The sequence below is a fragment of the Inquilinus limosus DSM 16000 genome (assembly GCF_000423185.1).
In the GTDB taxonomy this organism is placed as follows: domain Bacteria; phylum Pseudomonadota; class Alphaproteobacteria; order DSM-16000; family Inquilinaceae; genus Inquilinus; species Inquilinus limosus.
Genome location: NZ_AUHM01000029.1, coordinates 105,599 through 116,128 on the forward strand (window position 1 = coordinate 105,599; position 10,530 = coordinate 116,128).

Annotated in this window: 15 protein-coding genes; 10 read left to right on the forward strand and 5 right to left on the reverse strand. The window is 72.2% G+C overall.

From position 1 onward, the window contains the following. Positions 1–31 precede the first annotated feature (31 nt). The 4 genes from G537_RS0122310 to G537_RS0122325 are packed head-to-tail and all read left to right on the forward strand — an operon-like array spanning position 32 to position 2,563. On the forward strand, positions 32–1,012 hold the full coding sequence (locus tag G537_RS0122310) for a threonine ammonia-lyase (protein ID WP_051248867.1): 981 nt from the start codon (positions 32–34) through the stop codon (positions 1,010–1,012). A 53-nt stretch (positions 1,013–1,065) separates the two neighbouring features. Then, a complete protein-coding gene (locus G537_RS0122315; protein WP_064742192.1) occupies positions 1,066–1,548 on the forward strand; it encodes a disulfide bond formation protein B in 483 nt (160 codons plus the stop codon). Next, entirely contained in the window at positions 1,545–2,096 is a 552-nt protein-coding gene (locus G537_RS0122320) for a demethoxyubiquinone hydroxylase family protein (RefSeq protein WP_026872008.1), read from the forward strand. The genes G537_RS0122315 and G537_RS0122320 overlap by 4 nt, the downstream gene beginning before the upstream one ends. A 5-nt stretch (positions 2,097–2,101) precedes the next feature. Further along, positions 2,102–2,563: a CreA family protein gene (locus G537_RS0122325; protein ID WP_026872009.1), complete on the forward strand. Its 462-nt coding sequence runs from the start codon at positions 2,102–2,104 to the stop codon at positions 2,561–2,563. Positions 2,564–2,584: 21 nt separating this feature from the next. Here G537_RS0122325 and G537_RS0122330 read toward each other — a convergent pair whose 3' ends face one another. Beyond that, positions 2,585–3,148: an HNH endonuclease gene (locus G537_RS0122330; protein WP_026872010.1), complete on the reverse strand. Its 564-nt coding sequence runs from the start codon at positions 3,146–3,148 to the stop codon at positions 2,585–2,587. Positions 3,149–3,298: 150 nt separating this feature from the next. Beyond that, positions 3,299–3,979 carry an alpha/beta hydrolase gene (locus G537_RS0122335; protein ID WP_026872011.1) on the reverse strand — a complete coding sequence of 227 codons (681 nt, stop codon included), beginning with the start codon at positions 3,977–3,979 and terminating at the stop codon, positions 3,299–3,301. A 66-nt stretch (positions 3,980–4,045) separates the two neighbouring features. On the opposite strand from G537_RS0122335, the gene gluQRS reads away from it, so the two are divergent. Next, positions 4,046–4,903: a tRNA glutamyl-Q(34) synthetase GluQRS gene (gene gluQRS, locus G537_RS0122340; protein ID WP_034852627.1), complete on the forward strand. Its 858-nt coding sequence runs from the start codon at positions 4,046–4,048 to the stop codon at positions 4,901–4,903. A 34-nt stretch (positions 4,904–4,937) separates the two neighbouring features. Beyond that, the gene (locus G537_RS0122345; RefSeq protein WP_026872013.1) at positions 4,938–5,399 is read left to right on the forward strand and encodes a GNAT family N-acetyltransferase; all 462 of its coding nucleotides are present in this window, start codon (positions 4,938–4,940) and stop codon (positions 5,397–5,399) included. 156 nt (positions 5,400–5,555) lie between these two features. Here G537_RS0122345 and G537_RS0122350 read toward each other — a convergent pair whose 3' ends face one another. Next, complete coding sequence (locus G537_RS0122350) at positions 5,556–5,753, reverse strand: SHOCT domain-containing protein (RefSeq protein ID WP_026872014.1); 198 nt, start codon at positions 5,751–5,753, stop codon at positions 5,556–5,558. A gap of 57 nt (positions 5,754–5,810) precedes the next feature. Beyond that, entirely contained in the window at positions 5,811–6,689 is an 879-nt protein-coding gene (locus tag G537_RS39305; RefSeq protein ID WP_051248869.1) for a DUF4743 domain-containing protein, read from the reverse strand. Positions 6,690–6,854: 165 nt separating this feature from the next. Between G537_RS39305 and G537_RS0122360 the strand changes: the two genes are divergently transcribed. The 4 genes from G537_RS0122360 (at position 6,855) to G537_RS0122375 (ending at position 9,830) form a co-directional block, all read left to right on the forward strand. Further along, positions 6,855–7,952, forward strand: coding sequence for a hypothetical protein (locus tag G537_RS0122360; RefSeq protein WP_026872015.1), 1,098 nt, complete (start codon positions 6,855–6,857; stop codon positions 7,950–7,952). Positions 7,953–8,022: 70 nt separating this feature from the next. Next, positions 8,023–8,214, forward strand: coding sequence for a twin transmembrane helix small protein (locus tag G537_RS0122365; RefSeq protein WP_026872016.1), 192 nt, complete (start codon positions 8,023–8,025; stop codon positions 8,212–8,214). Positions 8,215–8,227: 13 nt separating this feature from the next. After that, the gene (locus G537_RS0122370; protein ID WP_026872017.1) at positions 8,228–8,806 is read left to right on the forward strand and encodes a cob(I)yrinic acid a,c-diamide adenosyltransferase; all 579 of its coding nucleotides are present in this window, start codon (positions 8,228–8,230) and stop codon (positions 8,804–8,806) included. A gap of 151 nt (positions 8,807–8,957) precedes the next feature. After that, entirely contained in the window at positions 8,958–9,830 is an 873-nt protein-coding gene (locus G537_RS0122375; protein WP_026872018.1) for a 3-hydroxybutyryl-CoA dehydrogenase, read from the forward strand. A gap of 242 nt (positions 9,831–10,072) precedes the next feature. Here G537_RS0122375 and G537_RS44320 read toward each other — a convergent pair. Further along, on the reverse strand, positions 10,073–10,530 hold a 458-nt coding region (locus G537_RS44320), incomplete at its 5' end, for a hypothetical protein (protein WP_026872019.1).

The following is a 10,530-nucleotide window of genomic DNA, read 5'->3' on the forward strand; positions in this document are numbered from 1 at the left end:
GAGTCCCGGCAGCTCAACCGGGAGACCCACCATGGACGCGCAGGCCGGCCTTCCTTCGACCCCGGCGATCACGCCGCAGCAGATTCTCGCCGCCCGGGCCGCGATCGACCCGGCCTTCCTCGATTCGCCGGCGATGCGGCACGGCGCGCTGGACGAGGCGCTGGGCTGCGCCTGCACGCTGAAGGTCGAGACGCTGAACCCGATCCGCTCCTTCAAGGGACGCGGCACCGAGGCGGTGATGGCGGCGCTGGAACCGCGTCCGCAGGCGGTGATCGCGACCTCGAGCGGCAATTTCGGCCAGGGGCTGGCGCGGGCGGCCGCCCGGCGCGGTGTCGCCGTCACCATCGTCGCGCCGGCCTGGGCCAACCCGCTGAAGCTCGAGGCGATGCGCCGGCTCGGCGCCACGGTGCGGCTGGCCGAGCCGGAGGACGGCGCCGGCAAGGATCTGGCCCGTCGGATCGCCGCGGAGACCAGGGCGCTGTTCGTCGAGGATGGCGGCCATCCGGTGATCTCCGCCGGCGCCGGGGTCATCGGGCAGGAGCTGACGGCCGCCGGCCATGAGGTCGACGACGTCGTGCTCCAGATCGGTGATGGCGCGCTGGCGACCGGCATCGGCTCCTGGTTCAAGGCCCAGGCGCCGGGGGTGCGGATCGTCGGCGTGGTCGCCCGCGGCGCGCCGGCGATGGCCCAGTCCTTCGCCGCCGGCCGGGCGATCGACACACCGGGTACGGACACCATCGCCGACGGCATGGCGATCAGCCGGCCGGTGCCCTCGGCCGTGGCGCAGCTGCGCGCCTGCGTCGACGAGATCCTGCTGGTCGACGACGACGCCATCCTCGCCGCGGCGCGGCTGCTGCTGCGCAGCGCCGGCGTGCTGGCGGAGCCCTCCGGCGCCGCCGGCCTGGCCGCCGTGATGACGAACCGCGACCGCTTCGCCGGACGCCGGGTGGCGACGGTGATCACCGGCAGCAATCTCGACGCCGCCTTCCAGGCCCGGCTGCTGGGCGGCTGATCGCGACATTTGGGCGCTAGGCGGCGTATCGGCCGCGCGGCATGATCCGCGCCATGTTGCGCCGCCTCGATCTCCTCTCCTGGCTCACCGCCGCCCTCGGCGTCGTCGTGCTGGGCGCCGTCCTCGCCTCGCAGTATCTCGGCGGGCTGCAGCCCTGCGAGCTCTGCCTCTACCAGCGCTGGCCCTGGGCGGCGGTGATCGTGCTCGGGGGGCTGGCCGCGGCGATTCGCCCGGCGCGGCGCGTCCTGGTGCTGCTCGCCGGGCTGGTGATCCTGCTCGGCGGCCTGCTCGCGGCGTATCATGCCGGGGTCGAGTACGGCTGGTTTCCGGGCTTCACCGCCTGCACTGCCGCCATCTCCTACGGCAGCGGCGACGCCTCGGCCCTCCGCGACCAGCTGCTGAACGCGCCGGTGGTGCGCTGCGACGTGCCGGGCTTCGTCCTGTTCGGGATCTCCATGGCGGGATATAACGCCATCCTGTCGGTGGTTGCCGGGCTCGTCCTGTTGGCCGCCGCGATCCGTTCGAGGGCCGCATGACCGTCTCCCGCCGCCGCGCCCTGCCGGGCGATCTTCCCCGCCGCGAGCGGATCGCCCGCATGATCCGGGTCGACCATGCCGGCGAATACGGCGCCAAGCGCATCTATGAAGGCCAGCTCGCCGTGCTCGGCCGCGGGCCCAAGGGGCCGGTGATCGAGCATATGGCGGAGCAGGAGCGCGAGCATCTCGAGACCTTCGACCGGCTGGTGACGGAGCGCGGCGTGCGCCCGACCCTGCTGCACCCGCTCTGGCATGTCGGCGCCTTCGCCATGGGCGCGGCCACTGCGCTCCTGGGCGACCGCGCGGCGATGGCCTGCACCGTGGCGGTCGAGGAGGTGATCGACGACCACTACGCCCGCCAGGCCGAGGCGCTGGGCGAGGACGAGCCGGAGCTGAAGGCGGTGATCGAGCGCTTCCGGGCGGAGGAGCTGGAGCATCGAGACATCGGGCTCGAGCACGAGGCCGAGCAGGCGCCGGCATACCGGCTGCTGTCCGGCGCGGTGAAGGCGGCGACGCGCACCGCGATCTGGCTGTCGGAGCGGGTCTGACGGCGATGCGGCTTTCCGCGCTTCTCATCGCCGGGGCGGCGCTGCTGACCGCTTCCGGCGCCTGGGCCGAGGATGTCGGCTGCGTCAACACCGCCTTCAAGCTGATCGGCCCGGACCACAAGGTCTGCGTCGAGGCCTTCACCGACCCGGACATTCCGGGTGTCGCCTGCTATCTCAGCCAGGCCCGCACCGGCGGCGTCTCCGGCTGGCTCGGCCTGGCCGAGGACCCGTCGCGCTTCGCGCTCGCCTGCCGCCAGGTCGGCCCGATCACCCTGCCGGAGCGCATCGACCGGCAGAAGGAGGTGTTCGACAGCTCGACCTCGATTCTGTTCAAGGAGACACAGGTGGTGCGGATGTACGACCGTCCGCGCAACACGCTGGTCTACCTGTCCTACTCGACCAAGCTGATTGATGGCTCGCCGATGAACAGCGTCTCGGCGGTTCCGGTGATGCCCTGGGGACAGTAGGGAAGGCCGCCCGAGCCGGGCTCAGTGCTCCAGCTCGGTGTCCCAGTACAGGAAGTCGCGCCAGCTCTGATGAAGGAAATTGGGCGGGAAAGCCCGCCCATTCTCCTGAAGCTCATACGTCGTCGGCTGCTGCGGCGGCGTCAAAGGATGCATGCCGCAGTGGTCGGGCATCTGGTGCCCCTTGCGCAGGTTGCAGACCGAGCAGGCCGCGACCACGTTGGTCCAGCTGGTGCGCCCGCCGCGGGCGCGCGGGATGACGTGGTCGAAGGTCAGCTCCTGCGACGGGAAGCGCCCGCCGCAGTACTGGCAGCTGAAGCGGTCGCGCAGGAACACGTTGAACCGGGTGAAGGCCGGGCGCCGCGCCGAGGGGATGTACTCCTTCAGCGAGATCACGCTGGGCAGCCGCATCTCGAAGGACGGGCTGCGCACCACCCGGTCGTATTCGGCGATGATGTTCACCCGGTCGAGGAAGACCGCCTTGATCGCCTCGTACCAGGGCCACAGGGACAGCGGGAAGTAGCTCAACGGACGGAAGTCGGCGTTGAGGACGAGAGCCGGGCAGTTGTCGGGTGGGGGAGACACCATCCCACTCCTTCGCCATCACCTCGTGTTCCCGCGGGGCCGCGGATGCGCCATGGATATACGCAGAAACCCGCTTGACGCAATATCCTGCGCCCAAAGCACAGGAAATGTCACGATCTCGTCACGCCGTCCCGCCTCGCTCCTCGGGCCTCGCTACGCCGCGGCCCCGATCGCCTGGGGCAGATGCCGGCGCAGCACCGCCAGGCCGGCGGCGAGGCCCTCCGGGTCGATGCCGTGGCCGAGGCCGGGACGGGCCAGGGTCTCGACCGCCACCCCGGCGCCCTGCAGCGCCTGGGCCGCGGCGGCCATGGCGGCGAAGGGCACCACCGGGTCCTCCTCGCCATGCACCAGCAGCACCGGCGGGCGCGAGCGGATGTCGCGGGCCAGGGTCGGGGCGCCCAGCAGCGCGCCGGAATAGCCGACCACCGCGGCACAGGGTCGCGGCCGCCGCAGCGCGGTGTAGAGCGAGGTCATGGTGCCCTGGCTGAAGCCGACCAGCGCCAGGTCGGCATCGGTCAGGCCGCGCTCGGCCAGCGCCTGGTCGAGGAAGCCGTTCAGGATCGGCACCGTGACCTGCAGCCCGGCTTCCATCACCGCGGCCGTGCGGTCCTGCAGGCTGAACCACTGCCGGCCGAAGGGAGCCATGTCGCAGGGCTCGGGCCCGTCCGGCGCCAGGAACTCGGCCTCGGGCAGCTGCTGCGCCCAATAGGGCGCCAGGCCGATCAGGTCCTGCCCGTCGGCGCCGACGCCGTGCAGCAGGACGATCAGGGCCTTGGGGGCGCGGCCACTGGCCGGGGCGAGGCGGGGGCCGAAGAGAGGGCGGATCGTGTCCATGCGCCATCTCTCCCGGCCCTGCCGTCCCTTGTCAATCGCGGCCGGGGTTCCTAGTGCTCTTCCATCATGACCGTCGTGACCCGCTTCGCCCCCAGCCCGACCGGCTTCCTGCATCTCGGCCACGCCCATTCGGCGCTGGCCGGCTGGCGCCGGGCGCGCGAGGCGGGCGGGCGCTTCCTGTTGCGGATCGAGGACATCGACCAGGGCCGCTGCCGGCCGGAGTTCGAGGCGGCGATCCTGGAGGACCTGGCCTGGCTCGGCCTCGACTGGGACGGGCCGGTGCGGCGCCAGTCGGAGCATTGGGGCGACTACCGCGCGGCGCTGGCGGTGCTGGAAGGGCAGGGGCTGATCTATCCCTGCTTCTGCACCCGGCGCGAGATCCAGGCCGAGATCGCGGCGATGCAGAGCGCGCCGCACGGCCCGGCCGACACGCCGGACGGCGTGCCGCTCTACCCCGGCACCTGCCGCCGCCTGTCGCCGCAGCAGCGCGCCGACCGCCTGGCCGAAGGAAGGTCCTATGCCCTGCGGCTCGACATGGCGGGGGCCATCCGGCGCACCGGGCCGCTGACCTGGACCGACGAGCTCGCCGGCGAGCAGGCGGCGCGGCCGGAGCGGCTGGGCGACGTGGTGCTGGCGCGCAAGGACGCGCCGACCAGCTATCACCTCGCGGTGACGGTGGACGACGAGATCCAGGACGTCACCGTGGTCACCCGCGGCCGCGACCTGTTCGAGGCCACGCATGTGCATCGCCTGCTGCAGGCGCTGCTGGGCTACCGCGTGCCGGTCTGGCGCCACCACGCCCTCCTGACCGACGCCGCGGGCAAGCGCCTGGCCAAGCGCAGCGACGCGGCTTCGATCCGCGCCTATCGGGCGCAGGGCAGGTCCGCCGCCGAGGTGCGGGCGCTGGCCGGGTTTCCGGACTAGCATCGGCCGGAGATCCACCGAGTCCGGAGCCGAGATGTCCGCCGCACCGATCGTCCGCTTCGCCCGCCCGACCGATTTCGAGCAGTGGCTGCCGCTGTGGGACGGCTACAACGAGTTCTACGGCCGCGCCGGCGAGACCGCGCTGCCGGCCGAGATCACCCGGGCCACCTGGGCCCGCTTCTTCGACGCCTATGAGCCGGTGCACGCGCTGGTGGCGGAGGCCGAAGGCCGGCTGCTGGGCCTGGCGCATTACCTGTTCCACCGCAGCACGACCATGCTGGGGCCGACCTGCTATCTGCAGGACCTGTTCACCAGCCCGGCGGCGCGCAGCCGGGGGATCGGCAAGGCCCTGATCCGCGGCGTCTACGACCAGGCCCGGGCCGCCGGCGTCACCCGCGTCTACTGGCAGACGCACGAGACCAACCAGACGGCGATGGGGCTCTACGATCAGGTCGCCGACCGCTCGGGCTTCGTGGTGTATCGCGGACGGCTGTGAGGCTGTCCATTGGGCGCTGCCGGCGGAGTGGAATAGTCACTCACCTGTCATGCCCGGGCTTGACCCGGGCATCCAGTCGGTGTCGACATCTTCTGGATTGCCGGGTCAAGCCCGGCAATGACAATGAGGGGATACGGGCCGGTCAGACCGTCGGCTTTACCGCTCCAGGATCTTCTCCCGCTGCTCCTCGTACTCGTCCTGGGTGATCGCGCCCTGGCGATAGGCGTTGTCCAGGTCGATCAGCTCCTGCCCCGTGGTCGTTCCCCCGACGGGCGGCGGCGTGCGGCTGCTGCCGCCGCAGGCGGCGACCGGAAGGGCCAGTCCGAGGGCGAGGGCGAACGGCAGGATTCGCATGGGATCTCCCGGGGGCGACGTTGGCTGTTGAACGCCATGCGGCGCGCTTTGTTCCGCTTAGTCGGGCCCGCTTCCGGCGGGCAGATCCGTCGGTCCGCGCAGGCCGCGGCAGAGCGCCAGATAGTCCGGCTCCTCCGGCCCGATCAGGCCGCGCCGGAGCGCCAGATCGATGATCACCAGGGCGACGTTGAACTTGAAGTCCTCGGTGCCGCGCACCCGTTCCAGCACCGCCGGCAGCGGCCAGAGCCGGAAGCCGTCGACCTCGCCGTCGGTGTTGCGCGGCACGAAGTCGGGCGCCAGCGCCAGGTCGTAGACGAACAGCGTGTCCCGGCGCAGGCCCTCCGACGTCTCCATCACATAGGTGATGGCGCCCGTCGGCACGGCCTGCCGCGCCAGCTCCGGCGGGATCGCGGCTTCCTCGCCGCATTCCTTGACCACGTTCTCGGCCAGGCTCAGCCCGGCCGGCTGGCCGCCGGCGACGATGTTGTCGAGCTTGCCCGGTGCCAGCGCCCGGTCGGCCGCGCGTCTGGCGATCCACAGGAGCGGGCCGTCCGCCGTTTCGACGATGCCGTTGAGATGGACGCCGAAGGACTTGATGCCCAGCGCCACCGCAGCCCCGCGGTCGACCGTGGCCAGCAGCGGCGCGCCCCATTCGGCCAGCACCGGATAGGGCTCGTCGCGCCGCTTGCGCACCAGCCCGGCCTCGATCAGCCGGTCGGTGACCTCCTCCAGCGCCCGGGTCCGCTCGTCCGGACCGGCCAGGCGGTCGTCGAGCCGCCAGCCGCGGCCCTCCGGCCGCAGCGGGCCGGGCCGCCGGTCGAACAGCCCGGCCACCGGCGGGGCGACCCAGCCGGCGACGGTGTCGCCGATCCGCCAGGGGCGCAGCCGGGTGGGATCATGGGCGGTGCAGGTGCGGATTCGGTCGAGCAGGCTCATCGCCTCCCGGTGTAAAGCATGTTCCCCGCCGGGAAAACGGCGATCCCGCGGCCGTCCGTCCGGGGCGGGCGCAGGAGGGCGTGCAACTGCTCGCCGGAACGCTTACCTTGGGGCCCGATTGCGGCCCCGGCGTCGAGGCCGGCGGCCAGGAACGGAGGATGGCGGGTGCGGCAGGCAGGGATCGGTCGGATCGCGACGACGGGCGGGGCGGCGCTGCTGCTGCTCGCCCTGGCCTGGCCGGCCGCCGCGGCGCCGGACCTGGCCAGCCTGTCGGCCGACGACATGCGGGCGCTGCAGCGCATCCTCGAGACCGAGCGGACCAATGCGACCAGGCGCCTGCCCTCTGGCCTTTCGGTCACCGTGCTCAAGACCCAGACCTCACCGCGCATCTGCCGCGTCTTCCGCATCGGCCGCCAGGGCCAGGAAGGCCAGGCGGTGGGATGCCGCATCGGCGTCCAGCGCTGGGCGCTGAACGGCTCGATCGAGGCCGCCCAGGCCGCGCCGGCCGAACCGGCGCCGGCGGAGCCGGTGGTGCGGCCGAAGGTGGTGGCCCAGTCGCAGCCGGTCCAGAACTCGGAGGATGAGGGCGTGGAGGAGGCGGGGGCCGCGGCCCTGGCCCGCCGGGCGGCGCCCGAGGCCGATGCCGGCAGGGCGCCGGCGGAAACCCAGGTCGCCGCGCTGCCGCGGGCGCCGTTCCAGGCGCCCAGGCCCCAGATCCGCCCCCGCGCCCCCGATGACGCGCCGGAGCCGGCGGCCGCGGGGCCGACCCAGGCGCCGGTGCCGCGGGCGCGGCCGAGCTCGGGCGGGGCGGCTCCCGAAGCGGCAGTTGCTGCCCCGCAGCCCGCCGCGCCGGCGGTGGTCGAGATCGATCCGAGCCTCCGGGTGCTGGCCTCCCCGCCGACGGTGCCTCGCCCCGCGCCCCGCCCGGGATCCGCCCAGCCGGCCGCCGCAGCGGCGCCGGCCGCGCCATCGGCTTCGACCGCTGCCCCGGCGCCGCAGGTGGCCGCCGCGCCACCCGCGCCGCAGCAGCCGGAATCGCTGATCAACGTGCCCCCGGAATCGATCATCACTGCGCCGGCGGTCGAGGCCCTGGTGCCCCGGGTGGATGCCGGACCCGCCGCCCCGGTGCCCTTCACCGTGCCGCCGCCGCGGTCGCGGCCGGAGGTCGCCGCCGCGCGGCCGGCCCAGGGCGCCGCCCCGCCCGCGACCCGGCCGCCGCCGGGTGCCTCGAACGTGCCGGTCCCGCGCCGCCGGCCCGGCTGACGCACAGGGAGTGTGACGGTTCCGTGCAATCGCCCTGTCCGGCGCCCCCGGGGCGGCCTATAGTCTGTGCATGAGCATCGTCTTCCTCATCCTCGCCGTGATCTGCATGATCGGGGTGGTCGCCTCGCTCGCCACCGGCGTGTTCGGCATGGCGCAGAACGGGCCGTTCAACCGGAAATGGGGCAACAAGCTGATGCAGGCCCGCATCGGCTTCCAGGCGCTGGCCATCCTGTTCTTCATCCTGGCCCTGTGGACGGCCTGACGGGTGCACGCGGATGGTCACGCTGACCCGGATCTACACCCGCGGCGGCGACGCCGGGCAGACATCGCTGGTCGGCGGCCGGCGGGTGGCCAAGCACGATCTGCGGGTCGAGGCCTTCGGCACGGTGGACGAGGCCAATGCCGTGATCGGCCTGGCCCGGCTGCATGCCGCCCCTTCCGGCTTGGGGGGTGAAGCCGACGCCATGCTCGGCCGGATCCAGAACGACCTGTTCGACCTCGGCGCCGATCTGGCGACGCCGGAGGAGCCGCAGCCCAAGCACACGCCGCTGCGGGTCACCGCGGCGCAGGTGGAGCGGCTGGAGCGCGAGATCGACGCCATGAACGCCGCCCTTGCGCCGCTGAACAGCTTCGTGCTGCCGGGCGGCAGCGCCGCCTCGGCCCATCTGCACCACGCCCGCACCGTGGTGCGGCGCGCGGAGCGGCTGATCTCGGCCCTGACGGCGGCGGAGCCGGTCAATCCGGAGGCGCTGAAATACGCCAACCGCCTGTCCGACCACCTCTTCGTCCTGGCCCGCCATCTGAACGACGACGGCAGAAAGGATGTGCTGTGGATTCCGGGAGCGCATCGCTGAGCCGATCTGCCCAGTGCTTGGGCAAGATGCTTGCGCGGGCGGCAGTCGCGTTGACAAGCTCTGTCGGACATCACTATCGTTCGACCTCTTTGCTGCACCGCACCAATGCGGGCGGCCGGCGGGACAGGGACGTTCGGAGCGGAACCCAGGCATGATCCAGACGATCGGCGTCATCGGCGCAGGGCAGATGGGCAGCGGCATTGCCCAGGTCGGCGCGCAGAGCGGCTTCACCATCCGGCTCATGGACGTCGATCCGAAGGCGCTGGAGCGGGCGCACGAGTCGATCGAGGGTCACATCGACCGGCTGATCGGCCGGGGCAAGCTGGCGGCCGAGGAGAAGGCGCCGGTCATGGCCCGCATCCACACCGCGTCCGACTACCAGGCCTTCAAGGATTGCGACCTGGTGATCGAGGCGGCGACCGAGAGCGAGCCGATCAAGCGCGAGATCTTCAAGCAGCTGGTGCCGCATCTGAACGAGCGGGCGATGGTGGCGACCAACACCAGCTCGATCTCGATCACCCGCCTCGCGGCCACGACCGACCGGCCCGAGCGCTTCATCGGCATGCATTTCATGAATCCCGTGCCGGTGATGAAGCTGGTGGAGATCATCCGCGGCATCGCCACCGACGACGCGACCTACGAGGCGATCCGCGACCTGGCGCTGAAGCTGGGCAAGACCCCGGCGGTGTCGGAGGATTTCCCGGCCTTCATCGTCAACCGCATCCTGCTGCCGATGATCAACGAGGCGGTCTACACCCTCTACGAGGGGGTGGGGTCGGTCGAGGCGATCGACACCTCGATGAAGCTCGGCGCCAACCACCCGATGGGCCCGCTGGAGCTGGCCGACTTCATCGGCCTCGACACCTGCCTGTCGATCATGAACGTGCTGTATGACGGCCTGGCCGACAGCAAGTACCGGCCCTGCCCGCTGCTGGTGAAATACGTCGAGGCCGGCTGGCTGGGCCGCAAGACCAAGCGCGGCTTCTACGACTACTCGAAGGACGTGCCCGTCCCGACCCGGTGACGCCGCCGGAACCCGGCTCGTTGTGTTGCCTCTCCCGCCTGTCCCCGGGTCAAGCCCGAGGAGGAGAGGTCGGGCTCGCGCAGCGAGACCGGGTGAGGGGCGGGCCCCGGCCTCGACAAAACCCCCTCACCCGGAGGCGCAAGCGCCTCCGACCTCTCCCGTGATCCCCGGGTCAAGCCCGGGGAGGAGAGGCAAAAACAATCGGGCTTCGTGGCGAGGACAGTCCTGGCATCAGGCCGCGCTCAGCCGCTGCCCGGTTTCGGCAGCCAGGGAGCGCGGTCGAGCCGTTTGCCGGTCTCGATGTCATACCAGCCCTGGACCGGGATCTTGTCGCTCTCGTCGAGATGCCAGTAGCGGCCGGCATCCGGTCCGTCCTCGGGCCACCAGGGCACGGGGGGCTTGTCGCCGTCCTTGGCCGCCTTCTTCCGCCGTCCGAACCAGTCGGCGCCGGAATACTCCGGGTCCAGCCAGGCCGGGTCGGGGCGGATGCGCAGGTCGCGGCAGAGCTGGAAGACGATCGCCTCCAGCGCATGCTCGGAGAGGGAGAGGTCGGCGTCGATCGCCGGGTCGTCGACCAGCCGCTTCCACATCGCGGCGATCTGCGCCTCGCAGGTCTCGGCATCGAGGTCGCGGTTGGCGGCGACCGAGCAGGCGACGGCGCGGGCCACCCGGTGGCGGCGCGTCTCCTTCGCCGCGGCGC

Excerpts from the sequence above, each read along its gene's own strand:
- G537_RS0122310 (WP_051248867.1), top strand. The coding sequence starts at position 32 with ATGGACGCGCAGGCCGGCCTTCCTTCGACCCCGGCGATCACGCCGCAG.
- G537_RS0122315 (WP_064742192.1), top strand. The coding sequence starts at position 1,066 with ATGTTGCGCCGCCTCGATCTCCTCTCCTGGCTCACCGCCGCCCTCGGC.
- G537_RS0122320 (WP_026872008.1), top strand. The coding sequence starts at position 1,545 with ATGACCGTCTCCCGCCGCCGCGCCCTGCCGGGCGATCTTCCCCGCCGC.
- G537_RS0122325 (WP_026872009.1), top strand. The coding sequence starts at position 2,102 with ATGCGGCTTTCCGCGCTTCTCATCGCCGGGGCGGCGCTGCTGACCGCT.
- G537_RS0122330 (WP_026872010.1), bottom strand. The coding sequence starts at position 3,148 with ATGGTGTCTCCCCCACCCGACAACTGCCCGGCTCTCGTCCTCAACGCC.
- G537_RS0122335 (WP_026872011.1), bottom strand. The coding sequence starts at position 3,979 with ATGGACACGATCCGCCCTCTCTTCGGCCCCCGCCTCGCCCCGGCCAGT.
- gluQRS (WP_034852627.1), top strand. The coding sequence starts at position 4,046 with ATGACCGTCGTGACCCGCTTCGCCCCCAGCCCGACCGGCTTCCTGCAT.
- G537_RS0122345 (WP_026872013.1), top strand. The coding sequence starts at position 4,938 with ATGTCCGCCGCACCGATCGTCCGCTTCGCCCGCCCGACCGATTTCGAG.
- G537_RS0122350 (WP_026872014.1), bottom strand. The coding sequence starts at position 5,753 with ATGCGAATCCTGCCGTTCGCCCTCGCCCTCGGACTGGCCCTTCCGGTC.
- G537_RS39305 (WP_051248869.1), bottom strand. The coding sequence starts at position 6,689 with ATGAGCCTGCTCGACCGAATCCGCACCTGCACCGCCCATGATCCCACC.
- G537_RS0122365 (WP_026872016.1), top strand. The coding sequence starts at position 8,023 with ATGAGCATCGTCTTCCTCATCCTCGCCGTGATCTGCATGATCGGGGTG.
- G537_RS0122370 (WP_026872017.1), top strand. The coding sequence starts at position 8,228 with ATGGTCACGCTGACCCGGATCTACACCCGCGGCGGCGACGCCGGGCAG.
- G537_RS0122375 (WP_026872018.1), top strand. The coding sequence starts at position 8,958 with ATGATCCAGACGATCGGCGTCATCGGCGCAGGGCAGATGGGCAGCGGC.